General features: G+C 73.2%; 20 protein-coding genes. 9 read left to right on the top strand and 11 right to left on the bottom strand.

The features are described 5' to 3' along the window. Window positions 1-8: 8 nt before the first annotated feature. On the bottom strand, window positions 9-797 hold the full coding sequence (locus BIV25_RS20855; RefSeq protein ID WP_071373881.1) for a DUF4118 domain-containing protein: 789 nt from the start codon (window positions 795-797) through the stop codon (window positions 9-11). Window positions 798-807: 10 nt separating this feature from the next. After that, window positions 808-3,309 carry an ATP-binding protein gene (locus tag BIV25_RS20850; protein WP_071373880.1) on the bottom strand — a complete coding sequence of 834 codons (2,502 nt, stop codon included), beginning with the start codon at window positions 3,307-3,309 and terminating at the stop codon, window positions 808-810. 247 nt (window positions 3,310-3,556) lie between these two features. Between BIV25_RS20850 and BIV25_RS20845 the strand changes: the two genes are divergently transcribed. From BIV25_RS20845 to BIV25_RS20830, 4 genes are all read left to right on the top strand, one after another. Continuing rightward, window positions 3,557-5,134 (top strand): Na+/H+ antiporter, encoded by a 1,578-nt coding sequence (locus tag BIV25_RS20845; RefSeq protein WP_071373879.1) that lies wholly within the window; start codon window positions 3,557-3,559, stop codon window positions 5,132-5,134. A gap of 372 nt (window positions 5,135-5,506) precedes the next feature. Then, window positions 5,507-7,660, top strand: coding sequence for a potassium-transporting ATPase subunit KdpB (gene kdpB, locus BIV25_RS20840; RefSeq protein WP_071373878.1), 2,154 nt, complete (start codon window positions 5,507-5,509; stop codon window positions 7,658-7,660). A gap of 444 nt (window positions 7,661-8,104) precedes the next feature. Further along, window positions 8,105-8,623: a hypothetical protein gene (locus BIV25_RS20835; protein WP_071373877.1), complete on the top strand. Its 519-nt coding sequence runs from the start codon at window positions 8,105-8,107 to the stop codon at window positions 8,621-8,623. 87 nt (window positions 8,624-8,710) lie between these two features. Next, window positions 8,711-10,753 (top strand): NAD(+) synthase, encoded by a 2,043-nt coding sequence (locus BIV25_RS20830; protein ID WP_071373876.1) that lies wholly within the window; start codon window positions 8,711-8,713, stop codon window positions 10,751-10,753. A 15-nt stretch (window positions 10,754-10,768) separates the two neighbouring features. Here the strand turns inward: BIV25_RS20830 and BIV25_RS20825 are convergent, their stop codons facing one another. Beyond that, window positions 10,769-11,503, bottom strand: a complete 735-nt coding sequence (locus tag BIV25_RS20825; RefSeq protein ID WP_071373875.1) for a TIGR03943 family protein — start codon at window positions 11,501-11,503, stop codon at window positions 10,769-10,771. Further along, window positions 11,500-12,519 carry a permease gene (locus BIV25_RS20820; RefSeq protein ID WP_071373874.1) on the bottom strand — a complete coding sequence of 340 codons (1,020 nt, stop codon included), beginning with the start codon at window positions 12,517-12,519 and terminating at the stop codon, window positions 11,500-11,502. Before BIV25_RS20820 ends, BIV25_RS20825 begins: the two co-directional genes overlap by 4 nt. Before the next feature lie 159 nt (window positions 12,520-12,678). Between BIV25_RS20820 and BIV25_RS20815 the strand changes: the two genes are divergently transcribed. Continuing rightward, complete coding sequence (locus tag BIV25_RS20815) at window positions 12,679-14,550, top strand: NAD-binding protein (RefSeq protein WP_071373873.1); 1,872 nt, start codon at window positions 12,679-12,681, stop codon at window positions 14,548-14,550. Between the two features lie 12 nt (window positions 14,551-14,562). On the opposite strand, the gene BIV25_RS20810 is transcribed toward BIV25_RS20815, so the two are convergent. After that, a complete protein-coding gene (locus BIV25_RS20810) occupies window positions 14,563-16,362 on the bottom strand; it encodes a prolyl oligopeptidase family serine peptidase (protein WP_177235351.1) in 1,800 nt (599 codons plus the stop codon). A gap of 143 nt (window positions 16,363-16,505) precedes the next feature. Here BIV25_RS20810 and BIV25_RS20805 point away from each other — a divergent pair, with 143 nt between their 5' ends. Both BIV25_RS20805 and BIV25_RS20800 read left to right on the top strand, forming a co-directional pair. Continuing rightward, the gene (locus BIV25_RS20805; protein WP_071373871.1) at window positions 16,506-17,285 is read left to right on the top strand and encodes a bifunctional 2-polyprenyl-6-hydroxyphenol methylase/3-demethylubiquinol 3-O-methyltransferase UbiG; all 780 of its coding nucleotides are present in this window, start codon (window positions 16,506-16,508) and stop codon (window positions 17,283-17,285) included. 50 nt (window positions 17,286-17,335) lie between these two features. Continuing rightward, window positions 17,336-18,145, top strand: a complete 810-nt coding sequence (locus BIV25_RS20800) for an SURF1 family protein (protein WP_177235350.1) — start codon at window positions 17,336-17,338, stop codon at window positions 18,143-18,145. 15 nt (window positions 18,146-18,160) lie between these two features. Here BIV25_RS20800 and BIV25_RS20795 read toward each other — a convergent pair whose 3' ends face one another. The 4 genes from BIV25_RS20795 to BIV25_RS20780 form a co-directional block, all read right to left on the bottom strand. Continuing rightward, window positions 18,161-19,270 (bottom strand): hypothetical protein, encoded by a 1,110-nt coding sequence (locus BIV25_RS20795; RefSeq protein ID WP_071373869.1) that lies wholly within the window; start codon window positions 19,268-19,270, stop codon window positions 18,161-18,163. Between the two features lie 70 nt (window positions 19,271-19,340). Continuing rightward, complete coding sequence (locus BIV25_RS20790) at window positions 19,341-20,021, bottom strand: SigE family RNA polymerase sigma factor (protein ID WP_079176770.1); 681 nt, start codon at window positions 20,019-20,021, stop codon at window positions 19,341-19,343. A gap of 371 nt (window positions 20,022-20,392) precedes the next feature. Next, the gene (locus BIV25_RS20785; protein ID WP_071373868.1) at window positions 20,393-21,454 is read right to left on the bottom strand and encodes an aspartate-semialdehyde dehydrogenase; all 1,062 of its coding nucleotides are present in this window, start codon (window positions 21,452-21,454) and stop codon (window positions 20,393-20,395) included. Beyond that, window positions 21,454-22,731, bottom strand: coding sequence for an aspartate kinase (locus tag BIV25_RS20780; RefSeq protein WP_071373867.1), 1,278 nt, complete (start codon window positions 22,729-22,731; stop codon window positions 21,454-21,456). The genes BIV25_RS20785 and BIV25_RS20780 overlap by 1 nt, the downstream gene beginning before the upstream one ends. Window positions 22,732-22,942: 211 nt before the next feature. Here BIV25_RS20780 and BIV25_RS20775 point away from each other — a divergent pair, with 211 nt between their 5' ends. Both BIV25_RS20775 and BIV25_RS20770 read left to right on the top strand, forming a co-directional pair. Beyond that, on the top strand, window positions 22,943-23,671 hold the full coding sequence (locus BIV25_RS20775) for a sulfite exporter TauE/SafE family protein (RefSeq protein ID WP_107486213.1): 729 nt from the start codon (window positions 22,943-22,945) through the stop codon (window positions 23,669-23,671). Between the two features lie 9 nt (window positions 23,672-23,680). After that, window positions 23,681-24,307, top strand: coding sequence for a response regulator transcription factor (locus tag BIV25_RS20770; RefSeq protein WP_071373866.1), 627 nt, complete (start codon window positions 23,681-23,683; stop codon window positions 24,305-24,307). Here BIV25_RS20770 and BIV25_RS20765 read toward each other — a convergent pair. Together BIV25_RS20765 and recR are read right to left on the bottom strand one after the other, a co-directional pair. After that, window positions 24,258-24,920 carry a DUF5063 domain-containing protein gene (locus tag BIV25_RS20765; protein WP_071373865.1) on the bottom strand — a complete coding sequence of 221 codons (663 nt, stop codon included), beginning with the start codon at window positions 24,918-24,920 and terminating at the stop codon, window positions 24,258-24,260. The two genes, BIV25_RS20770 and BIV25_RS20765, sit on opposite strands and share 50 nt — an antisense overlap. After that, window positions 24,913-25,512: a recombination mediator RecR gene (gene recR, locus BIV25_RS20760; RefSeq protein ID WP_031164801.1), complete on the bottom strand. Its 600-nt coding sequence runs from the start codon at window positions 25,510-25,512 to the stop codon at window positions 24,913-24,915. The genes BIV25_RS20765 and recR overlap by 8 nt, the downstream gene beginning before the upstream one ends. Window positions 25,513-25,538 lie beyond the last annotated feature (26 nt).

The following is a 25,538-nucleotide window of genomic DNA, read 5'->3' as shown; positions in this document are numbered from 1 at the left end:
CGCTGCCCTCACCTCCGTACCGGCCCCGCCGTGTCCAGTGCCGCTCCCGTCTGGTCCGCCAGGGTCACCGCGACCAGGCGGGCCTGGAGCGGCGGTACCGCGCCCGGGCCGGGGGTGAGCATGAAGCGGCCCAGGTAGTGGCCGTTGCCGTAGGCGCGCAGTTCGATCTCGCCCGCCGGCCAGCCGGCGGTGTCGACGTCCCACGCCCGCCTGCCCACGCTCACACTGCCGTCGGCGCACAGGCGCGGCGGCTGCCCGAGCAGGGTGCCGTACTCGAAGCGGCAGGCGGTGAGGCCCAGCAGCTCGGTGAGTTCACCGCGGACGTGGCCGACCACGGTCTCCGTCGAGCCCGCCGACTTCGCCAGGTCGGCCGTGCGGTGGATGCGGGACAGATGGGCCTCGTCCGTCACCGTGACGACCTCCAACCGTCGTGCGCGGGCGGCCAGTTGGGAGACGATCACGCCCACCGCCAGCAGCAGCACCGCCGTCGCCACATCACCCGACGCGGTGATGTCGAACGTCTCGTACGGCGGCGTCAGGAAGAAGTCGAACCAGGCCGCCGCCGACAACGCCGCGACCACGCCCGCCGTACGGCTGCCCAGCGCGGACACCGCGACCACGGCCACGACGAGCACGAGGGCGGCGTTCGCGTGCGGCAGGCTGGTACGGAACGGGACGAGGGCCAGGGACACCAGGAGCGGTGCGGTCAGGCCGGCCGTCAGGGCCCAGCGGTCCCGTGGCGCCCAGGCCGACGGCGCCGTCACATGCGGCCTCCATGCGCCGATCACAGCACTCATCACGCGCCTCCTACGCTCTGTGCACGCTCTCTTCGGTCGGTGCGGCACCCATCGTGTGTGCCGCGAACGGCAGTGAGACGACCATCGTCAGACCGCCGCCCGGGGTGTCCTCCGGGCTGAGGGTGCCGCTCATCGCCTCGGTCAGGCCGCGGGCGAGAGCCAGGCCGAGGCCGAGGCCGGTGGTGTTGTCGGTGTCGCCGAGCCGTTGGAAGGGTTCGAAGAGGCGGTCGCGGCCGTCGGCCGGGAGGCCGGGGCCCCGGTCCACCACCCGCAGTTCCACCCGGCCCGCCAGCGCGCTCGCGGTGACCAGCACCTTGCGGCCGGGCGGGGTGTGGCGGGCGGCGTTGCCGACCAGGTTGGCGATCACCCGCTCCAGCAGCGGCGGGTCGGCCAGCACCGCCGGGATCGCCTCGACGTCGGCCACCTCGACGTCCGGCACGTCCGCCAGTGCCATGGGCAGCACCTCCTCCAGGGAGGTGGCCCGCAGGTTCAGGGTGAGGGCGCCCGCCTCCAGGCGGCTGAGGTCGAGCAGGTTCTCCACCAGGCGGTTCAGCTTGGCCATCGACTCGTCGGCGGTGGACAGGAGTTCCTCGCGGTCCTCCGCCGTGAAGGTCACGTCGCGGCTGCGCAGCGAGGTGACGGCGGCCCAGCCGGCGGCGAGCGGGGTGCGCAGGTCGTGGCCGACGGCCCGCAGCAGCGCCGTACGCAGCCGGTCGGCGGCCTTCACCGGCTCCACCTCGGCCGCCGCCTGCGCCAGCCGGGCCCGCTCCACCGCCGAGCCCACGTGCGCGGCGAACGCCGCCAGCACCCGCCGCTCGGAGGAGGAGAGGGTACGGCCGTGCAGGGCGAGCCAGGCGCCGGGTCCGGCCGGCACCGCCGTCAACCCGGGTGCCGCGTCCGGGGGTTCGTCGACCAGGTCCGCCGAGTCCATGCCGAAGGTCTCGCGGGTGCGCTCCAGCAGGGCCGGGATGGTCGCCTCGCCGCGCACGATGCTGCCGGCCAGGGACGACATGGTCTCCGCCTCGGCCGTGGCCCGGGCGGAGCGGCGGGACAGCCGCAGGGAGCGGTCCACGACCGCGGCGACGGTGGCCGCCACGACCGCGAACACCGTCAGCGCCACCAGGGCGTTCGGATCGTCCAGCGTGAAGGCGCCGATCGGCGGGATGAACCAGTAGTTGAGCAGCAGGGACGCCGTGATCGAGGCGATCACCGCCGAGGTGACGCCGCCTATGCAGGCCACCCCGACCACCGTCAGCAGGAACAGCAGGGCCTCGGACGTCAGGTTCAGCGTCCCCCGGAGCTGGGCGAGCAGGGCCGTGATCAGGACCGGCAGCACCAGTCCGGCCACCGGGCCCGCGATCAGCCGGGCCGTCGAGAGCGTGCGGCGGCGCGACGGCAGCAGCGTGCCGAGGCCGGCCCGTTCGTGGGTGACGCGGTGCACGTCGATGTCCCCGGACAGCTCGGTGACCGTCTCGCCGGTGCCGGGTCCGGTCAGGAAGCGGGCCAGCCGGCCGCGCCTGCTGGTGCCGAGCACGAGCTGGGTGGCGTTCTCGGCCCGCGCGAACTCCACCAGGGCGGTGGCCACGTCGTCGCCGACGACCGAGTGGTAGCTGCCGCCCAGGTCCTCCACGAGCCGGCGCTGCCGGGCCAGGGAGGCGTGCGAGACCCCGCCGGCCGCGAGGCCGTCGCTGCGGGCCACGTGCACGGCGAGCAGGTCCCCGCCGGCCGACCGGTCCGCGATCCGCGCGGCCCGCCGGACCAGCGTGTCGCCCTCGGGCCCGCCGGTCAGCGCGACCACCACCCGCTCCCGGGTCTCCCACACCCGACCGATGCCGTGCTGCGTGCGGTACTCCTGCAGCGCCTCGTCGACCCGGTCGGCCGTCCACAGCAGCGCCAGCTGGCGCAGGGCCGTGAGATTGCCCGGCCGGAAGTAGTTGGCGAGGGCCGCGTCGATCTTCTCCGGGGCGTAGATGTTGCCGTGCGCCATGCGTCGGCGCAGCCCCTCGGGCGGCATGTCCACCAGCTCGATCTGCCAGGCCCGCCGCACCACCTCGTCCGGCACGGTCTCGTGCTGCGGCACCCCGGTGATCTTCTCGACCACGTCGTTCAGGGACTCCAGATGCTGGATGTTCAGCGCGGTGATCACGTCGACCCCGGAGTCGAGCAGAGCCTCGATGTCCTGCCAGCGCTTGGGGTTGCGGCCGGCGCCCGGGATGTTGCTGTGCGCGAACTCGTCCACGATCGCCACCTGCGGCCGCCGCCGGAGCACCGCGGCCAGGTCCATCTCCTCGAACTGCCCGCCCCGGTAGGAACAGGACGCCCGGGGCACGGCCTCCAGGCCGTCGAGCATGGCCTCGGTCTGCGGGCGCGCGTGGCACTCCGCGAACCCGATCACCACGTCCGCCCCGCGCGCGGCGCGGCGCCGTCCCTCGTCGAGCATGCGGTAGGTCTTGCCGACTCCCGGGGCCGCCCCGAGGTAGACCTTCAGCCGTCCGGGCCGTACGTCACTCATCGCCGCCGACGCGCTCCGCTCACTGATCCGACTGGTTCGACCGATTCGAAGGTTCTTCGTCCAAGGAAGCCGCGTCGCGGGTCGGCCCGCGCGCTCGTTAGCGCTTCCTTGGCGGGTGTCCCGGGGACCTTGACACTGTCTTGATGGGGCCCGGCCCGATAGGGTGAGGCCAGGTGTGCCGGGAAGTCTGGTCGGCCGGGGGCCGGAGCGGCTTCCGCAATCCCCTTCCGCATCCCCGGGGGACGGCATGCGCAGCGTCGGTACGGTTCTCGCCCTCGTGGTCCTCGCCACACTGGTCGCCACCTTCGCGCGCCGGTGGCGCATCCCCGCGCCCTCGCTGCTGGTGGTCGCCGGTCTCGCCGTGGCCCTGCTGCCGGGCACCCCGCAGATCGCGATCAGCCCCCGGATCATCGGCCTCGTCGTGCTGCCCCCGCTGCTGTACGCAAGCGCCGAGGACATGCCCTGGCGGGAGCTGCGCGCGGTGTGGAAGCCGGTCGGGATCCTCGCCATAGGGCTGGTCCTCGCCTCGGCGGCGGCCGTCGGCGCCGTCGCCGCGTACGTGACCCCGCTGTCCTGGCAGATGGCGTTCGTGCTGGGCGCGGTGCTGGCCAGCACCGACCCGGTGGCCGTCACCGCGCTGGGCCGCCGGCTCGCGCTGCCGCCGCGGGTGCAGGTCCTCGTGCAGGCGGAGAGCCTGTTCAACGACGCGACCTCGCTGGTGCTGGTCCGGGTGGCGGCGGGCATCGCCGTCGCCTCGGCCGCCGCCGACTGGGGCTCGGCGGGCGGCGAGTTCTTCGTGCTCGCGGGCGGCGGCACGGTGATCGGCGCGGCGGTGGCCGGTGTGATCACGCTGATCCGGCGGCGCACCGAGGACCCGGTCCTGGAAACGGTGATCGCGCTGGTCACCCCGTACGCCGCCTATCTCCTGGCCGAGGTCGCGCACACCTCCGGCGTGACGTCGTGCGTGGTCGCGGGCGTGGTCCTCGGCGGCCGCGGCGACCGCCTCACCAACGCCCGGATCAGGCTCCAGCTGCACGCCGTCTACGGCACGGTGGTGTTCCTGCTGGAGAGCGTGGTGTTCAGCCTGATAGGGCTGGCGCTGCCCGCGCAGGTGCGGGCGCTGGCCCACGGCGACCGGGCCTGGCCGCTGTACGCCCTCGCGGTCGCCGCCACCCTGATCGCCGTACGGCTGCTGTGGCTCGCGCCGCTGTCGGCGGTCGTGCAGCGCAAGGGCGGGATCAGCCGCATGAACTGGCGGATCCCGGTGGTGCTGACGTGGGCCGGCACCCGGGGCGTGATGCCGCTGGCCGCCGCGCTGTCCGTCCCGGTGGCCATGAAGGACGGTGCGCCGCTCGACGGCCGGCCGCTGGTCCTGGTCCTGACCACGTCGGTCGTGGTCGTGACCCTGGTCGTGCAGGGCTTCACCCTGGCCCCGGTCGTGCGCGCCTCCGGCATCGCCCTGGAGCCCGCCCACACCGCCCGCGAGGAGGCCAGGGCCCGCTCCCACCTGGCCCACGCCGGCCTGGCCCGGCTGGAGGAGCTGGCCGAGCTGGAGGTCGTCCCCGACGTCGTCCTGGACCGCCTGCGCCGCGGGCTCGCCGCGCGGCTCGAAGACGCCCGGGACCGGCTGGCCGAGAGCGACGGCACGGACGGCTCCGCCATCGAATCGGCCGACCTGGTCTACCGCCAGCTGCGGCGCGACCTGATAGCGGTGGAGACGACGGAACTGCAGCGGCTGTACGACGAGCACCGGATCAGCGACACGACGCGGCGGCGGCTGCAGCGGGCACTGGACCTGGAGGAGGCCCGGCTGACGGACGCGTAGGGCGCCGCGAGGGGGGCCGGTTCGTCGGGTGCGGGTACGTCGTGGTCGTTCGCGCAGTTCCCCGCGCCCCTGGGGGTTGCAGTCGCCCACGAACGCAGCCCCGAAACCGGCCCGACCGTCCGCGAACCCCCTCGCTGGCCCGGTCCGGGGCTGCGCTCGTCGCCGATCAGTCTGCGACCGGATCCGGCCGGCCTTGGCCATCGTTGACGGTCCCCTGACGGCTGCTCGGCGTTGTTTGACGGCGCGTTGACGGGGTCGGCGGCGAGGCCGTATGGGTGCCGCAAATTCCCTGCTGAGCAGGGCGGATCGGGTGGCGGGGGCGACTAGATTCGCTGCCCCTGTCACCCCCCTCCAGAAGGCACGAAGGTGTCCATGCTTCCCGCCGCCCCCGAGCAGGCCCCATCGGCACACCCCGAGCACGGAGGCCGGACGAGACCGGCGCGCGGGGCGCGGCGCCGGGCCCCGAGCGGGCTGTTCGAACCGGCCCAGCTCGTCCGCTCCTTCCCCGAGGCCCTGCACAAACTGCATCCCCGGGTCCTGGTGAAGAACCCGGTGCTCTTCGTCGTCTCCGTCGGCGCGGCCCTCACCACGCTGTCGGCGCTGCTGCACCCGGACGTCTTCACCTGGGTCATCAGCCTCTGGCTGTGGCTGACGGTCGTCTTCGCGAACCTCGCCGAGGCCGTCGCCGAGGGCCGCGGCAAGGCGCAGGCCCAGGCGCTGCGCCGGGCCCGCACGGACACGGTGGCGCTGCGGCTGGAGCACTGGAGCTACGGCATGAACCTCGCCACCGCCCGCACCGAGGCCGTCGCCGCCACCGACCTCAAGCCCCTGGACGTCGTACTCGTGGAGGCGGGCGAGCTGATCCCGGCCGACGGCGATGTCATCGACGGGGCCGCGGCCGTGGACGAGTCGGCGGTGACCGGCGAGTCCGCGCCGGTGATCCGGGAGGCGGGCGGCGACCGCAGCGGGGTCACGGGCGGTACGACGGTGCTGTCCGACCGGCTCCTGGTGCGGGTCAGCGCCCGCCCCGGGCACAGCTTCCTCGACCGGATGATCGCGCTGGTCGAGGGCGCCGCCCGGCAGAAGACCCCGAACGAGATAGCCCTCAACATCCTGCTGGCCTCGCTCACGATCATCTTCGTGCTGGTCGTCGTCGCCCTCCAGCCGATGGGTGACTACGCGGGCGCCGCCCAGTCCACCACCGTGCTGGTCGCCCTCCTCGTCACCCTCATCCCGACCACCATCGGCGCCCTGCTCTCCGCGATCGGCATCGCCGGCATGGACCGCCTGGTGCAGCGCAACGTGCTCGCCATGTCGGGCCGTGCGGTCGAGGCCGCCGGCGACGTGAACACCCTGCTGCTCGACAAGACCGGCACCATCACCCTCGGCAACCGCGAGGCCGCCGCCTTCATCCCGATGCCCGGTGTCCGGGAACAGCACCTCGCGGAGGCGGCCCAGCTGTCGTCGCTGGCCGACGAGACCCCGGAGGGCCGCTCGGTCGTCGTCCTCGCCAAGAACCGGCACGGCCTGCGCACGCCGGACCAGGACGCGCTGGCGAACGCGCACTGGGTCGCGTTCAGCGCGCAGACCCGGATGAGCGGGGTCGACCTGTGCTGGCCGGACGGCGCGGTGTGCGCCGTCCGCAAGGGCGCCGCCGGGCAGATCGTCGACTGGGTGCGCAGGTACGGCGGCCAGGTGCCGCCCGAGGCCCTGCGGTACTCCGACGCGGTGGCCGCCGGCGGCGGTACGCCCCTGCTGGTGGCCGTGCACGACTGGGACGGGCCGCGGGTGCTCGGCCTGATCCACCTCAAGGACGTCGTCAAGGACGGCATCCGCGAGCGCTTCGCCGAACTGCGCCGCATGGGCATCCGCACGGTGATGATCACCGGCGACAACCCGCTGACCGCCCGCGCCATCGCCCAGGAGGCGGGCGTGGACGACTACCTGGCCGAGGCCACCCCCGAGGACAAGCTCGCGCTGATCAGGCGCGAGCAGGAGGGCGGCAAGCTCGTCGCGATGACCGGTGACGGCACCAACGACGCCCCGGCCCTCGCCCAGGCGGACGTCGGCGTGGCGATGAACACCGGCACGTCGGCCGCCAAGGAGGCCGGCAACATGGTCGACCTCGACTCCAACCCGACCAAGCTCATCGAGATCGTCGAGATCGGCAAGCAACTCCTCATCACCCGCGGCGCGTTGACGACCTTCTCCATCACGAACGACGTGGCCAAGTACTTCGCCATCATCCCGGCGATGTTCGCGGGCACGTACCCGGGCCTGGGGTCCCTGAACGTGATGGGCCTGCACAGCCCGACCTCCGCGATCACCTCCGCGATCATCTTCAACGCGCTGATCATCATCGCGCTGATCCCGCTGGCCCTGCGCGGCGTGCGCTACACCCCCGCCTCCGCCCACGACCTGCTGCGCCGCAACCTGCTCGTCTACGGCCTCGGCGGACTCGTCCTGCCCTTCCTCGGCATCAAGCTCATCGACCTGGCCGTCTCCCAGGTGCCCGGCCTCGGCTGACCCGCGTCCGCCCGCCCGGCTGCCCCGTCAAGGACTCGTACGCGCACGTCAAGGCCCCGTCAGAGAAGGCGTTTCCGGCTTGCCCGGCCCGTGCGGCACGGCTTCCATGGAGGGCGTGAACAGCGCCTGGCCCCTGTCCGGCCGGCCGCCGGGTCCCGTTCGGCCGGCGCGTCGTACGCCGCGCTGAACGGAAGCGCCCGCGCCCGGCCGGCAGCGCGTCCCGCCGACGCCCGCCGTGCCGACGCCGCGTCCGCCGACGCCGCTTTCCGTGCCCCGAGGGGCGCCGTGACCGGCTCCGGCGCCCCTCGCTCCGTTTCACCGGGGGCGGGCGGCTTCACCGGGGGCGGGCGGCGCGTAAGGATCCCGTCAGGATCCGTCCCGCCCCCGTCAGGGGAACGTCAGCAGCGGTCGCCGGACCGCGCGGCCGTGCCTAGCGTCGGCGGTATGCGACGCAGCACAGCGGCCCGGACCGCCGGCGACCGCCACTGGCGTGGCAGCGCCCGGCTCGCGGTCGGCTGCGCCCTTCTCTTCGGCGCGCTCGCCTTCCTGGTCGACTGGGACGCCGGGACCCTGACCGGGGCGCGCGCCCTGCTCTGGACCGCCCTCGCGGCAGCGGTGGGCGTGGTGCTGCTGCCGCAGCGGGTGAGCGCGGGCCCCGGCTGGCTCGCGGTGCGCACCCCCTGGCGGCGGCACGTCGTCCGCACCGACGCGCTCACGGCCGTACGGCAGTACGACGGCGTCTCCTCCCACCTGGTCCTGCGGGACGTCCACGGCCACCGGCTGGAACTGGACCCCCGGATCCTCGCGGCGAACCCGCTGCTCTGGCACGAACTCGACACCGGCGTGCGCCGCTCCCTGGAGCGCGGCACGCTGCGTCAGGGAGCGGACGTCCTGGACCGGCTCGGGCACCGCATCGACGGCGAGGCTGCCGAGGGCGTGCTCCGCGCGTCGGGCCTGTCCTGACCCTCCCGGTCCGGCCCCCGTAGGCTTTCCTGGTAGCACGTGGGGAGCACCCTGCAGGAATGCCGTAGAGCCGTGAGAGAGGTCCCGTTGAGCTTCTGGTCGATCTATCAGCACGGTTTCGCGCGGGTCGCCGCCTGCACCGGCCACACCGTCATCGCCGACGCGCCCGCCAACGCCGCCTCCGTCCTGCGTCACGCGCGCCGGTGCGACGAGGAGGGTGTGGCCGTCGCCGTGTTCCCCGAGATGTGCCTGTCCGGGTACGCGATCGAGGACCTGCTGCTCCAGGACGCCCTGCTGGACGAGGTCGAGTCGGCGCTCGCCACGGTCGTCGCCGGGTCGGCCGAGCTACTGCCGGTGCTGGTGGTCGGCGCCCCACTGCGCCACCGCGGCCGGGTCTACAACTGCGCGGTGCTGGTCCACCGGGGCCGGATCCTCGGTGTCGTACCGAAGTCGTACCCGCCGAACTACCGCGAGTTCTACGAGCGCCGCCAGATCGCTGCGGGCGACGACGAGCGTGGCGGAACGATCCGCCTGGCCGGCGCCGACCTCCCCTTCGGCGTGGACCTGCTCTTCGCGGCCGACGACGTCCCGGGACTCGTCCTGCACACGGAGATCTGCGAGGACATGTGGGTGCCGGTGCCGCCGAGCGCCGAGGCGGCGCTGGCCGGCGCGACCGTGCTGCTCAACCTCTCCGGCAGCCCGATCACCGTCGGCCGCGCCGAGGACCGCAAGCTGCTGTGCCGCTCGGCCTCCGAGCGCTGCCACGCCGCGTACGTCTACGCGGCCGCCGGTCTCGGCGAGTCCACCACGGACCTGTCCTGGGACGGCCAGACCCTGATCTACGAGAACGGGGTGCTGCTGGCCGAGACCGAGCGGTTCCCGGCGGGCGAGCAGTACGCCGTCGCCGACGTCGACCTCGACCTGCTGCGCCAGGAGCGGCAGCGCACGGGCACCTTCGACGACAACCGCCGCACCCACGCCGCCCGCACCGCCGACTTCCGCACGGTGTCCTTCGAGCTCGCCCCGCCCGCCACCGCCGACCTGGGCCTGCGCCGCCGCCTGGAGCGCTTCCCGTTCGTGCCCGCCGACGCCGAGCGGCTCGCCCTGGACTGCTACGAGGCCTACAACATCCAGGTCGCGGGCCTCCAGCAGCGCCTCGCCGCGATCGGCGGGCCCAAGGTCGTCATCGGCGTCTCCGGCGGCCTGGACTCCACGCACGCGCTGATCGTCGCCGCCCGCGCGATGGACCGCGCCGGGCGGCCGCGCAGCGACATCCTGGCCTTCACCCTGCCCGGCTTCGCCACCAGCGACCACACCAGGGACAACGCCCACAAGCTGATGCGCGCCCTCGGCGTCACGGCGTCCGAGCTGGACATCTCGCCCACCGCACGGCTGATGCTGAAGGAGATGGGCCACCCCTTCGGCGCCGGCGAGCCGGTCTACGACGTCACCTTCGAGAACGTCCAGGCGGGCCTGCGCACCGACTACCTGTTCCGGCTGGCCAACCAGCGCGGCGGCATCGTCCTCGGCACCGGCGACCTCTCCGAGCTGGCGCTCGGCTGGTGCACGTACGGCGTCGGCGACCAGATGAGCCACTACAACGTCAACTCCGGCGTGCCCAAGACCCTGATCCAGCACCTCATCCGGTGGGTGATCAGCAGCGGCCAGTTCGACGACGAGACCGGCAAGATCCTCGCCGCGATCCTGGACACCGAGATCAGCCCCGAGCTGGTGCCGGGCGAGGAGCTGCAGTCCACCGAGTCGAAGATCGGCCCGTACGCCCTGCACGACTTCACCCTCTGGCACGTGCTGCGCTACGGCTTCCGTCCCTCGAAGATCGCCTTCCTGGCCTGGCACGCCTGGCACGACCAGGAGGCCGGCGCCTGGCCGCCCGGCTTCCCCGAGGCCGAGCGCCGCGCCTACGACCTCCCCGAGATCCACCGCTGGCTGGAGGTCTTCGTCCGCCGCTTCTTCGGCTTCTCCCAGTTCAAACGCTCCGCCATGCCGAACGGCCCGAAGGTCTCGGCCGGCGGCGCCCTCTCCCCGCGCGGCGACTGGCGCGCCCCGTCGGACGGCAACGCCCAGGCGTGGCTGCGGGACCTGGCACGCTTCGACCTGACGGGGGCGTAGGCGCCTCGCGCGCGTTCAGTTGTTCCACGTCTCGTCGTACGGGTCGTGCGGCACCGGCACCGGCTGCGCCGAGCTGACCTTCAGGAACGGGATCGGCCCGTTGTTGACCGGGTCCCGGCTCAGCCGGGGGCTGTAGGAGCCGGTCACCTCCAGCCAGGCGTCCGGCCGCAGCACCGGGGGCAACGTGCCGGTCAGCCCGATCTTGACCGGCTGGGCGTCCGCCGCACAGCAGTTGAGCGCCATCCGCACCAGATACGGCTGCCCCGAACCGTCCAGCGCGAGGAACCCGGTGACCTGGACCGTCCGCCCGCCCAGGGAACGGCCGTCGCCGTAGGCCGCGCGGGAGGCGTAGTCGACCACGGACATCTGCGCGGGCCCGCTGCCGCCGGGCAGCGGCCCGAGGCCGTACGGCTTCTGGAGCGCCGTCCCCGAGCGCAGCGCGCTGTACGAGCCGAGGGCGGGCGGCGCGATGAGGATGAGCGCGAGGAGAGGCAGCAACAGGAGCCAGGAGACCCGGGGTTCGGGGTGAGCATGGCCCTCGGGGTGTTCGCCGGTGTGCCCGTGCGGACGACGCCTCCTGCGCTCGTACCAGACCGTCGCCAGCGCCCCCACGATCAGCACCGCACCGGAGGCCAGCAGCAGCGGCTGCAGCCCCGCCTTGACGTACCGCAGATACAGACCGGTGCCGCCCGCGTGCAGCAGCGCGGCGCCGAGCAGGAACATGACGGCGGCCTGGGACTGGCGGTTCACAGCAGCACCACCCCGGTCACCACGGCACCCGCGACGGCCATCGCGAAGGTGGCGGGCGCGAAGCGCAGGGCGAAGCCGCGGCCGAAGGTGCCGGCCTGCATCGCGAACAGCTTGAGGTCGATCATCGGCCCCACCACGAGGAACACCAGCTTGGCCGTCAGGGAGAACTGGGTGAGGGAGGCCGCGACGAACGCGTCCGCCTCCGAGCAGATGGACAGCAGTACGGCGAGGACGGCGAGCGCGAGGATCGCGACCAGCGGGTTGGCGGCCGCCGTGCGCAGCCACTGTGCCGGGGCCACCGCCTTCAGGGTCGCGGCGGCCATCGCGCCGAGCACCAGGAACCCGCCCGCGTGCACGGTGTCGTGCCGGACCGAGTTCCAGAACGCCTCCCCCTTGGTCGCGCCCTCGTGCGCGCCGTGGGCCGGCGGGCGCAGCCAGTCGGTGCGGCCCAGCCGCTGCCACAGCCAGCCCATCACGCACGCCACCAGCAGACTCGCGGCGAACCGGCCGAGGACCATCTCGGGGTTGCGGGGAAAGGCCACGGCGGTGGCGGTCAGCACGATCGGGTTGATGGCCGGGGCGGAGAGCAGGAACGCGAGGGCGGCGGCCGGGGTGACACCCCGGCGCACCAGCGCGCCCGCCACCGGCACCGACGCGCACTCGCAGCCCGGCAGGATCGCGCCCGCGACCCCGGCCACCGGGACGGCGAGGGCGGGGCGGCGCGGCAGGGCGCGCGCAAAGAAGGACGGCGGGACGAACACCGCGAGCGCCGCCGAGAGCAGCACGCCGAGCACCAGGAAGGGCAGCGCCTGCATGGTCACCGCGACGAACACCGTCATCCAGCTCTGCATCAGCGGGGTGCCGAGGAGTCCGCGGATCGGGGACTGGGCGAGCACGGCGAGGAGCAGGGTCAGGACCAGTACCAGCGGGGAGCTGAGCCGGCGGCCCTCCTGACCCGACGGTGCGTCAACAGGGCCTGCCTCCGCACCGGGTGGGGCGTCTTCGGTGATGGCCACGTGCGGTTACCTCCGGCTGGTGTGCTCCCTCCCCCTCGGTACGCGCATGCTTGCGCAGGTGTTCACACCGTTGCTGGAACCACTCTTCTTCTTGGGGCACTCTTTTCCCTCGTGGTGAGCGTTCCGTATCAAGGAGGGCCGAGGGCCCCGCGTGCGCACATGGTGGTGTGCGGTGACGACGGTCTCGCGCACCGGCTGGCCGCCGAGTTGCGCGGGGTCTACGGCGAGCAGGTCACCCTGGTCGTGCCGCCGGACGAGCGCACCGCCCGCCCGCCGGTGGTGGGCCGGGCCCGGTCGGCGTCGGCGGCGCTGTTCGACCGCGTGGTGAGCGCGACGGTGGGCCGGGCGGGTGCCGCAGCCGGGGTCACGGCGCCGCCCGCCGCGAGCGCCTCCGGCGGTGCGGACGGGCAGGACGGGCAGGACGGGCCCCGGGTGCTGGAGGCCGTCGGGCTCAGCGAGGCGGTGCTCGCCGAGGCCGGGGTGGAGCGGGCCGCCGCGCTCGCCCTCGTCTTCGACGACGACGAGACCAACATCCGCGCCGCCCTGACCGCCCGCCGGCTCAACCCGCGGCTGCGCCTCGTCCTGCGGCTCTACAACCGCCGGCTGGGCCAGCACATCGAGGAACTCCTCGACCAGGCGGCCGCGTTGGCCACGGGCGACGGCGGGAACGAGAGCGGCACGGACGCCTCCACGACCGTGCTGTCGGACGCCGACACCGCCGCGCCCGCGCTCGCCGCGACCGCCGTCACGGGCACCAGCAAGGTCGTCCAGACCGAGGGCCTGCTGCTGCGGGCCGTGGAACGCCCGCTGTCCGCGGACGGGCGGCCCGCCGGCTCCGGGCTCTCCACGCTGGCCCTGCTGTCGGCGGGCGACCGGGCCGGCGGGGAGGGCCCGGACGGCAACGGGGAGCAGGAGACGCGGCTGCTGCCCGACGACGACGAGGTCGCCCGCGCGGGCGGGCGCACGGCGCTGGTGCTGGAGCAGGCGTCGGCGGCGGGCGGCCCGGCGGCGGCCACGGCCGGCGGCCGCGGGGCGAACGGGCGCGGGGTGGGCGGCGTACCGCCGCTCGCCTCGCTGTTCTCGCGCCGGCTGCGGTGGTCGCTGGCGGGCATGGTGGCCTGCGTGGTCGCGCTCGCCGTCGCGCTGTGGCTGGTCAGCGGGATCCAGCCGCTGCGCGCCTTCTACTACACCCTGCTCGATCTGTTCGCGATCGACGACCCCGCCAAGGAGGCCCCGCTCGGCCGCCAGATCCTCCAACTCCTCTCCGCGCTCGTCGGGTTGCTGCTCCTTCCGGTCCTGCTGGCGGCCGTCCTCGAAGCGCTGGGCACCTTCCGCACCGCCTCCGCCCTGCGCAAGCCGCCGCGCGGCCTCGGCGGGCACGTCGTCCTGCTCGGGCTGGGGAAGATCGGCACCCGGGTCATGACCCGGCTGCGCGAACTGAACGTCCCCGTCGTGTGCGTGGAGTCCGACCCGGAGGCACGCGGGCTCGCGACCGCGCGCCGGCTGCGGGTGCCGGTGGTCCTCGGCGACGTCACCCAGGAAGGCGTCCTGGAGGCCGCCAAGATCCACCGGGCGTACGCCCTCCTCGCCGTGACCAGCGCCGACACCACCAACCTGGAGGCCGTGCTGTACGCGCGCACCGTACGGCCCGATCTGCGGGTGGTGCTGCGGCTGTACGACGACGACTTCGCCACCGCCGTCTACCGCACCCTGCGGGCCGCGTACCCGCACGCGCTGACCCGGAGCCGGAGCGTCACGCACCTGGCCGCGCCCGCGTTCGCCGGGGCGATGCTCGGCCGGCAGGTGGTGGGCGCGATCCCCGTGGGGCGCAGGGTCCTGCTCTTCGCGTCCGTGGACGTGGCCGGCCATCCCCAGCTGGAGGGCCGCACCGTCCGCGAGGCCTTCCGGGCCGGCTCCTGGCGGGCCCTCGCCCTGGAGGGCCGCACCGACACGGCCCCGGACCATGTGCTGGAGAAGGGAGACCGTGTCGTCGTCGCGGCCACCCGCAGAGGCCTCGCGGAACTGCGCTGACCTGTACGGGGGTTACGCCTTGGGCAGGTGCCGCGCCGCGAAGTCCATCTCCAGCCGGACCTGCTTGATCCGCTCGTCCACGACCAGGGAGCCGTGGCCGGCTTCGTAGCGGTAGACCTCGTGGGTGGCGCCGCGGGCGTCCAGGCGCTTGACGTAGTTGTCGATCTGGCGGATCGGGCAGCGCGGGTCGTTGACCCCGGCCGAGATGTAGACCGGGGTCTTGACCGCGTCGACGTACGTCAGCGGGGAGGACGCCTCGAAGCGCTCCGGGACCTCCTCCGGGGTGCCGCCCAGCAGGGTGCGGTCCATGGCCTTCAGGGCCTCCATCTCGTCGTGGTACGCGGTGACGTAGTCCGCGACGGGCACGACCGCGATGCCCACCGTCCAGGCGTCGGGCTGGGTGCCGATGCCGAGCAGGGTGAGATAGCCGCCCCAGGAGCCGCCGGTGAGGACCAGGCGCCCGGGGTCGGCGAGACCGGAGGAGACCGCCCAGTCGCGGACCGCCGCCACGTCCTCCAGCTCGATCAGGCCGACCCGGTGCTTGAGGGCGTCGGTCCAGGCGCGGCCGTATCCCGTGGAGCCGCGGTAGTTGACCCGGACCACCGCGTACCCCTGGTCGACCCAGGCGGCCGGGCCCGCGGCGAAGGAGTCGCTGTCGTGCCAGGTCGGGCCGCCGTGCAGGTCGAAGACCGTGGGCAGGGGGCCCCTGGCGCCCGCGGGCCTCTGGATCAGGGCGTGGATGCGGCCGCCGGGGCCCTCCACCCAGGCGTCCTCCACCGCGACCGACGGCGGGCAGACCAGGCCGGGCGGGTCCAGCACGACCCCGCCGGACGTGGAGCGCACGGCCGGCGGCTCCTCGGCCGACGACCACAGGTACTCCACGCTGCCGTCGGGGCGGGCCGTGGCGCCCGACACCGTGCCGGGCGGGGTGGGGATGCGGGTCAGCTCGCGGCTGGCCAGGTCGAGGCGGAACAGCTCGCTGCGGGCCTCGAAGCCGTGCGCGACGAGCAGGGCCGAGCCGTCCGGGTACCACTCGGCGCTGACGTCGCCCGGCAGCTCCAGGGCGAGGTCGGTCTCCTCGCCCGTCGCCACGTCCCACACCAGGGGCTCCCAGCGGCCCCGGCGCTGATGGCCGATGAGCAGCCGGGTGTCGCCTTCGACGGGGGCGAAGCCGAGCACCTCCAGGCCCAGCTCCTCGGTGCCGCCCTTGGTGTCGTCCAGCTCGGCGACCGTCGTGCCGTCCGGGCGCAGCACGCGCAGCGCCGCGTGCATGGCGTCGCCGTGCTCGGTGTGCTCGACGGCGATCAGGGAACCGTCGTGCGAGAGGTCGCCGACGCCGGCCGACTCGCGGTGGCGGTAGATCTCGGCCGTGGGCTCGCCGGCGCGGGCGAGGTGGATCGTCGTGCCGTCCTCGTCCGTGGAGCGGCCGACCACCGCCGTGCGCCCGTCGCGGGCGAGGGCCAGCCCGGCCGGGTAGGAGGGGTCGAGGCCGGGGACCGCCGGCTCGGCCGCGCCGCCCGCGAAGGGCTGGCGGCGCCAGATGCCGAACTCGTCGCCGTCCTTGTCGTCGAACCACCAGATCCAGGTGCCGTCCGGGGAGAGCACGCCGTCCGTCGTGCCGTTCGGCCGGTCCGTCGCCTGGCGCTGCTCGCCCGTCGCGCGGTCCCAGGCATACAGCTCGTACGTCCCCGTCGCGTTCGACACGAACAGGGAGCGGTCCGGCGCGTCCTCCGCCCAGTCGGGCAGCGACACCCGCGGCGCCCGGAAGCGCTTCTCCCAGTCCGGCAGGTCGTGCATGGTGTTCTCGCTCATCGCCCCAGTCATGCGCCCATACTGCCTGGCCGCGCGGACAATTGTGTGGCGAGTGTCCGCAGCCTGTGGATAACTTTCGGCTCATGACCGCACAGAGCCCTTCCGTGTCCGTCCCGTCGAACTGGCGGGAGGACAATCGCGCTATGTGGGACGAAAGGGTCCCGGTCCATGTCGCGGGCCCGTACTACGACCTCGACGGCTTCCGCGCCCGCCCGGACGTCCTGCGGGACTTCGAGACGGCCGAGGTCGGCGACGTCACCGGCCGGTCCCTGCTGCACCTGCAGTGCCACATAGGCCTCGACACCCTCTCCTGGCTCCACCGCGGCGCCGCCCGCGTCGCCGGCCTGGACTTCTCCGCCCCGGCCGTGGAGGCCGCCCGCTCCCTCGCCGCCGACCTCGGGCACGGCCCCGAGCGCGCCTCCTTCGTCGCGGCCGACGTCTACGACGCGCGGCAGGCGGTGCCCGAGCCGTCGTACGACATCGTCTACACCGGGCTCGGCGCCCTGTGCTGGCTGCCGGACATCCGGCGCTGGGCGCAGACCGCCGCCTCGCTGGTCTCCCCCGGCGGCTTCCTCTACCTCGCCGAGTTCCACCCGATCACCGACACCCTGGACGACGCGACCGGCACCCGGATCGTGCGCGACTACTTCACCCGCGACGCCCAGGTGTGGGACGAGCCCGGCACCTACGCCGACCTGAGCGCCGAGACGGTCCACAACCGCAGCGTCCAGTGGACGCACCCGCTCGGCGACGTCGTCTCCGCGCTCGCCGCGACCGGACTGCGCGTCGAGTTCCTGCACGAGCACGACGTGTCGCTCTTCCCCCGCTTCGAGAACTTCGAGGTGAGGGACGGCTACCACCGCTTCCCGGCCGGCCACCCCCGTATCCCGCTGGCCTACTCGCTGAAAGCCGTCAAGGCCTGACGGGTGCCCCGCGGGCGGGCGCCGGGCCGGGGCGCCGTACCGTGGAGGGCGTGTACCGCTTTCTGCTGACACCCCGCTGGTGGGGCATCAACGTCTTCGTGCTGCTCGCCATCCCGTTCTGCATCTTCATGGGGTCGTGGCAGCTGAGCCGGTTCGAGGGGCGGGTGCACGACAGCCGCACCGCGGCCAAGCAGGCCGCCTCCGACCAGCGGGAGACCGCGAAGCCGCTGGACACGATGCTGCCCGTGAACCAGGCGACCTCCGGCCGCCGGGTCAGCGCGCACGGGCGGTACGGCACCCAGCTGCTGGTGCCCGGCCGGCAGCTCGACGACAGGAACGGCTTCTACGTCCTCACGCTGCTGCGCACCGACTCCGGCAAGGCCCTGCCGGTCGTGCGGGGCTGGCTGCCGGGCACGGCGGACGCGGCGAAGGCCCCGGCCCCGCCGGCCGGTGAGGTCACCGTCACCGGCGCGCTGCAGGCCTCCGAGACGCCCGGCGACAACGGGGTCAGCGCGGCCGGCGGACTCCCGTCGGGCCAGACGGCGGCGATCAGCTCGGCGTCACTGGTCAACCTGGTGCCGTACAAGCTGTACGACGCCTGGATCACCCTCGACACGGCCGACTCCGGCATGAAGCCCGTCCCCGCGACCGCCCCGGCGGGCAGCGGCCTGGACCTGAAGGCCTTCCAGAACCTCGGCTACACCGGCGAGTGGTTCGTCTTCGCGGGCTTCGTGGTCTTCATGTGGTTCCGCCTGCTGCGGCGCGAGGCGGAGGCGGTACGGGACGTCGCGCTGGGCCTGGTGCCGGAGGAGTCGCAGGACTCCCAGGAAGCGGATCCGGCGCCGGTGAGCGCTCCGTAAAAGGAGCCGCCGGGGTTACGACGCCGCCAGCACCCCGGTGTAGTACACGGTCCCCGCGCACGCCTGCGGCACCGTCGCCGAGGCCGTCGGCGAACCGCCCTGGGCGGTGTGCGTGACCACGACACTTCCCTGGGCCAGGCCTTCCTCCGTGCCCAGCTGGGTCGTCGTGCCCGACGTCGTACCGCCCGAGTCCGAGCCCGTGGTGCCGGAGGCGCCCGCGTCCGGGGTGGGGCTCGGGTCCGGCGACGGGCCACCGGTGGAACCGGTCGTCGAGCCGCCCGTGGTGGTGGAGCCGCCGGAGGTCGGGCAGGTCTGCGAGGGCACGAAGGCGAACTTCTCCTCGTACGCCGCGCCGGGCTGCAGCACCAGTGCGGAGACCTCCAGCGCCGGGTCGGGCAGCCCGGTCGCCGCGTCCCCGGCCACATGCCGGGCGGTGGCGATCTTGGCCGGGTCGGCCGCGCCCTGAGCGGCGGGGGTGACCTTGCCCGCGCCGCCGACGGTGCAGGCGGCGGGGGAGGTGTTGGTGACCTGGAACGTGCCGTAGACGACGCCCGCGGTGTCGGGCGCGGCGACACTGCCGGTCGCGGAGCCCAGCTGCGCGGCCCTGCACACCGGGACGCCGCTGGAGGAGAGCGTGGCGCTCGGGTCGGCGCCCGCGGAGCCGGTGGCGGCGCCGCCGCTCCTGCCCTTCTCGCCGGTCCTGCCGGGCTGTCTGCCGGGCGCGGCGCTCACGCCGCCCCCGTCCTTCCTCCCCGAGGTACCGCCGCCCGGGGCCCGGTCCTGCCCGGTGCCACCCTGGGCCTGGGAGGACTGGCCGGCCATGGCCGTGTCGGGCTGGGAGCCGCCGGAGTCCGAGACGTGCACGAGGGCCGGGATCGCGGTGCCGAAGAACAGGGCCGCGGCGGCCATCCCGACGACGGCCTGCCGCTTGCGGGCCCGCCGGGCCGGCACCGCGCGCCGCAGGTGCTCCAGCGAACCGGACCGCGGCTCGATGTCGTCGACGACGGAGTGCAGCATCCGCCGCAGCGCGAGCTCGTCGTCCCCGAGGCCGCCGAGCTCCGCTCCGAGGCCGTCGGGATCCGGGCCGAGCCCCTCGGCGTTCTTCTCGTCGGGGCCGTGGTTCACAGTTCCGTTCCCAGCATGCGATTGCTTGTGCTCGTCCTCGTCGTACCGCCTCATGCCGACCCTCGCTCGCTCATGCCGGTGCCTCCATGGCCACCCGCAGCGCGGCGATGCCCCGCGAACCGTACGCCTTCACCGAGCCCAGGGAGATCCCGAGGGTCTCGGCGACCTGCGCCTCGGTCATGTCCGCGAAGTAGCGCAGCACCAGGACCTCGCGCTGGCGGCGCTGGAGGCCCTTCATCGCCTTGATGAGGTCGCGGCGCTCCAGCTGGTCGTAGGCGCCCTCCTCCGCGCTGGCCATGTCGGGCATCGGCTTGGAGAGCAGCTTCAGGCCGAGGATGCGCCGGCGCAGCGTGGAGCGGGAGAGGTTGACGACCGTCTGGCGCAGGTAGGCGAGGGTCTTCTCCGGGTCGCGCACGCGTTTGCGGGCGGAGTGCACGCGGATGAAGGCCTCCTGTACGACGTCCTCGCAGGAGGCGGTGTCGTCGAGGAGCAGCGCGGCCAGGCCCAGCAGGGAGCGGTAGTGGGCGCGGTAGGTCTCGGTGAGGTGGTCGACGGTGGTCCCGGCGACCGCGTCCGCCGCGGCCCCCTCGGCTCCGGCTTCGTCTCGCTGACTGGGTATGCGGGCGGGCCGCGCGGCGGGCATGGGCGCGATCACCGGCATGCCGCCGGGCGTGCGGGGCCGGAGCGCCGCACGGGGCGGCCGGAGTGCCGCGGTGCCGCGGGCCGCACTGAGTTCGAGTACCTCTGCCACGCCTGTTGGACACGTCTCCCCCCGCCAGGGTTGTACGTGCCGGACGTCACATATGCGACAACCGACGGTGCTTCGAGAGCCGTCATGCGTCCCGCTCTTCCCCTATGTCCGATGTGGACCAGGCGTCCCCACGCCCGGTCCGTTCACGGCGTCCCCGCGCCCGAAGAGTGACCGCAAAGACGCTCCCCGCCCCGCGCACGGTTGCGGGGGCGGGGAGGGAAATCCTCTGTTGCCGTGATCCAGTGGATCAAGTGGTTTGGACCATGCTTCCGGCCACACTTCTTACGCGGATCCTATAAACCTCTTGCCGTCTTTCGGACGCGGTGGCCGGATCCCTACGCCGTTCTCCATGCCGTTCTCCATGCCGTTCCCTACGCCGTTCTCTCCGCGGCGACCAGTTCGGCGATCTGCGCGGCGTTCAGCGCGGCGCCCTTGCGGAGGTTGTCGCCGCAGACGAACAGCTCCAGCGCGGTCGGGTCGTCCAGGGCGCGCCGCACCCGCCCGACCCAGGTCGGATCGGTGCCGACGACGTCGGCCGGGGTCGGGAACTCACCGGCTTCCGGATCGTCGTAGAGGACGACCCCCGGCGCGGTCGCGAGGATCTCGCGGGCGCCGTCGACGGTGACCTCGCCCTGGAAGCGGGCGTGCACGGTCAGGGAGTGGGTGGTGACGACCGGCACCCGGACACAGGTCACGGCGACCGGCAGCTGTGGCAGCCCGAGGATCTTGCGGGCCTCGTCGCGGACCTTCATCTCCTCCGAGGACCAGCCGTCCTCCCGCAGCGACCCGGCCCACGGCACGACGTTCAGCGCGACCGGCTCCGGGAACGGCCCGGTCCGCTCGCCGACGGCCCGCCGCACGTCACCGGGTTTCGTCCCCAGCTCGGTGCCGGCCACCAGGGACATCTGGGCCCGCAGCGTGTCCACCCCGGCCTGCCCGGCGCCGCTCACCGCCTGGTACGACGACACCACCAGCTCGCGCAGCCCGAACTCGGCGTGCAGCGCGCCCAGGGCGACGATCATCGTCAGCGTCGTGCAGTTGGGGTTGGCGACGATCCCGCGCGGCCGCATCCGTACGCAGTGCGGGTTGACCTCGGGCACCACGAGCGGCACCTCCGGGTCGAGCCGGAAGGCCGCCGAGTTGTCGACGACGACCGCACCGCGCGCGACGGCGATCGGCGCCCACGCGGCGGCGACCTCGTCCGGCGTGTCGAACAGGGCGATGTCGACCCCGTCGAAGGCCTCTTCGCTCAGGCCCACCACCTCGACCTCCGCCCCGCGCACGGCCAGCTTGCGGCCGACCGAGCGCGGGGAGGCGATCAGGCGGATCTCGCCCCAGATGTCCGCCCGCTGGGACAGGATCTGGAGCATGACCGCGCCGACGGCCCCGGTCGCTCCCACGACCGCGAGCGTCGGCCTGCCGGTCGGTGCCATTACCGGCCCGTGCCTCCGTAGACGACGGCCTCGTCGGTCTCGGAGTCGAGCCCGAAGGCGGTGTGCACGGCGCGCACGGCCTCCGGCACGTCGTCGGCGCGCGTGACGACCGAGATACGGATCTCGGAGGTCGAGATCAGCTCGATGTTCACGCCGGCGTCGGACAGCGCCTCGAAGAAGGCGGCCGTGACGCCCGGGTTGGTCTTCATCCCGGCGCCGACCAGCGAGATCTTCCCGATCTGGTCGTCGTAGCGCAGCGAGTCGAAGCCGATGCCCGGCCGGTTCTTCTCCAGCGCGTCGATGGCCCTGCGGCCCTCGGTCTTCGGCAGCGTGAAGGAGATGTCCGTCAGGCCGGTCGCGGCGGCGGACACGTTCTGCACGACCATGTCGATGTTGATCTCGGCATCGGCGATGGTCCGGAAGATCGCGGCGGCCTCACCCGGCTTGTCCGGCACACCGACGACCGTGATCTTGGCCTCGGAGGTGTCGTGTGCGACACCGGAGATGATGGCCTGCTCCACCTTCTTGTCCCCTTGCTCGATCGGCTCGCTGCTGACCCACGTGCCCTGAAGCCCGCTGAAGCTGGACCGGACGTGGATCGGGATGTTGTAACGGCGGGCGTACTCCACACAGCGGTGGAGCAGCACCTTGGACCCGGAGGCGGCGAGCTCCAGCATGTCCTCGAAGGAGATCCAGTCGATCTTCTTCGCCTTCTTCACCACACGCGGGTCGGCGGTGAACACGCCGTCGACGTCGGTGTAGATCTCACAGACCTCGGCGTCGAGCGCGGCGGCCAGCGCCACGGCCGTCGTGTCGGACCCGCCGCGCCCCAGCGTGGTGATGTCCTTCTTGTCCTGGCTGACGCCCTGGAAGCCGGCGACGATCGCGATGTTGCCCTTGTCCAGCGAGTCGCGGATCCGGCCCGGCGTGACATCGATGATCCGGGCTTTGTTGTGGACCGAGTCGGTGATGACGCCGGCCTGGCTGCCGGTGAAGGACTGGGCCTCGTGGCCCAGGTTTTTGATCGCCATCGCCAGCAGGGCCATGGAGATCCGCTCTCCGGCGGTCAGCAGCATGTCGAACTCACGCCCGGCAGGCATCGGAGAAACCTGCTCGGCGAGATCGATCAGCTCGTCCGTCGTGTCGCCCATCGCGGAAACGACGACGACAACCTGGTTGCCGTTCTTCTTCGCTTCCACGATCCGCTTGGCGACGCGCTTGATGCCCTCGGCATCGGCTACGGAGGAGCCTCCGTACTTCTGCACGACAAGGCCCACGTGCGCTCCTCGCTCGGTTCGTTTGTGTCGGCTCAGTCTAACGAGCGCCCGAATTCCACCGCCCTGCTCCCGCATGGTGAGACGTCGGACGTCCGTGTTCCGCATCTGCCCAGACTCCGCCGCGCCACGCGGGAAAGTGCCCCGCGTCACAGCCGCAACCGCATTACCTTTCCACCACAAGGGGTGCCAGGGGGAGCACAGGGGGTGCGGCATGACGGAGATCCTGCTCGCGGCGACCGTCCTGCTCGGCGGCTGCGTCCAGTGGCTGACCGGCATGGGCTTCGCCCTGGTCGCCGTACCGGCGCTGGTGCTGCTGCTCGGCCCCGCCCAGGGCGTGGTCCTCGCGAACTGCGCCGCCGGCGCGATCAGCGTGGCCGGTCTGGCGGGCGGCCGGCTCCGCGTCCGCCTCACGGCGATGGTCCCCCTCTGCCTGGCGGCGGCCTGCACGGTCCCGGCGGGCGCCTGGCTGACCCGCCGACTCCCGCACCCCGTCCTGCTGCTGATGATGGGCACCCTGGTCACGGCGGCCGTCCTGCTGGTGATGCGCGGCGCCCGGGTCCCGGCCCTGCGCGGCAGCAAGGGGGCGGTGACGGCCGGCGCCCTGGGCGGCTTCATGAACGCGGCAGCGGGCGTGGGCGGCCCGCCGGTGTCCCTCTACGCCCTCAACGCGGGCTGGACGGTACGGGAGTTCGTGCCCAACGCCCAGTTCTACGGCGTGGCGGTCAACGCCTTCTCCATCGCCGCGAACGGCACCCCGCACCTGACCGCGCCCCAATGGCTCGTGACGGCCGCGGCGATGACCCTGGGCGCCCTGACCGGAGCCGCCCTCGCCCCCCGCATCCCCGAACGCCGGGCCCGCCACCTGGTCCTCCTGCTGGCCCTGGCGGGCGGCGCCACGACCATGGCCAAGGGCCTGTGGGGAGTGTGGCCCGGCGGTTAGGGTGCGGGCGTGCGCGTACTCCTGGTGGAAGACGACGAGACGACGGCCGCCCGACTGGCCGAAACCCTGCGGGCGCACGGCCACGAAGTGGTCCGGGACGACCCCCGGGCGATCCTGGTCGGCCCCGGCTCTCTGTCGGCGTGCGGCACCCTGCGAACCGGTACGACGCTCCCCCTGATCGCCCTCGTCGGCTCGGAGCACGATCGCGTGACGGCCCTGGAAAGGGGCGCGGACGACTACGTGTTCGCGCCGTTCGACGCGGCGCGGATCACCGAGCGCATTCGGGCGGTGGTACGAACACCGATCCGACCGGAGCCGGAAATCCCCCTGGACATCGGCCGGTTGGACCTGTCGACGGCGGAACGCACACTCCTGGCCCAGCTCCTCGGCCGACCCGACCAGGTGCTCACCCGCGCTCAGCTCACCCGGTTCCCGGACCTGGCGGACGCCTTGGACGCACACGTGACGACACTGCGCCGGAAACTGCCCGGGACACTCGCCCTGGAGCAAGTACGGGGCATCGGCTTCCGGCTGACGGCCGGTCGCCGAACTCCTGGCTCCCGGGTTCCCGGGTTCCCGGCCGGAGCTACTTCCCCCGCCGGATCCCCAGCGGAGCGCCGATCTCCTCCGCCATGACCCGGCCCGCCTCGAACTCCAGGGTCTCGTCGCCCATCGTGGCCTGGTCGGTGTCCAGGCCGTCGAGTTCTTCCAGGGGCTGGTTGAGGCGGACGTGGATGAGGACCGACTGGAGGGCGCGCAGGACGGCGGAGGCCGTGGCGCCCCAGTTGGAGAAGTAGGAGAACTGCCACCACCACAGGGCCTCGGTGGTGCGGCCCGCGCGGTAGTGGGCCATGCCGTGGCGCAGGTCGGTGATGACGTCGGCCAGGTCGTCGGAGATACGGGCCGGGACCGGGGCCTTGCGGGGCTCGTAGGGATCGAAGACCTCCGAGTACACGTCCACCGGCTCCAGCAGGCGGGCCAGGTTCTCGCGGAGTCCGTCGACGTCCGGCTCCGGGCCGAGGTCGGGCTCGTAGCGCTCGTCGGGGACGATGTCCTCGTGCGCGCCCAGCCGGCCGCCGGCCAGCAGCAGTTGGGAGACCTCCAGGAGGAGGAAGGGCACGGTCGAGCCCGGCTCGTCGCCTCTCGCCACCTCTGTGACGGCCACCAGGAAGCTCTCGACCTGGTCCGCGATCTGGACCACGAAGTCGTCCGGGTTCTGCGTCGAGTCGTGCAGTGTGGCGTCAGACATCTAGGAGTCGTCTCCCCTCGAAGGCGCGGCCGAGGGTCACCTCGTCCGCGTATTCCAGGTCGCCGCCCACCGGGAGGCCGCTGGCCAGGCGGGTGACCTTCAGGCCCATGGGCTTGATCATCCGGGCGAGGTAGGTCGCGGTGGCCTCGCCCTCCAGATTCGGGTCCGTCGCCAGGATCAGTTCCGTGACCGTCCCGTCGGCCAACCGCGCGAGAAGTTCTCGTATACGCAGGTCGTCGGGGCCCACACCCTCGATCGGGCTGATCGCGCCGCCGAGCACGTGGTAGCGGCCGCGGAACTCGCGGGTGCGCTCGATGGCGACGACGTCCTTCGGCTCCTCCACGACGCAGATGACCGACGGGTCGCGGCGCGGGTCACGGCAGATGTTGCACAGCTCCTCCTGTGCCACGTTGCCGCAGGTCGCGCAGAAGCGGACCTTCGCCTTCACCTCCAGCAGGGCCTGGGCGAGACGCTTCACGTCCGTCGGTTCCGCCTGGAGGATGTGGAAGGCGATCCGCTGCGCGCTCTTGGGACCGACGCCGGGCAGCCGCCCCAGCTCGTCGATGAGGTCCTGGACCACGCCTTCGTACACCGGACTGCCTTTCCTGGAGACCTTTC

This window comes from Streptomyces sp. MUSC 14 (genome assembly GCF_001866675.1).
In the GTDB taxonomy this organism is placed as follows: Bacteria; Actinomycetota; Actinomycetes; order Streptomycetales; family Streptomycetaceae; genus Streptomyces.
Note: the sequence above shows the minus strand (reverse complement) of the source record. Positions and strands in the feature narration are given on the sequence as shown.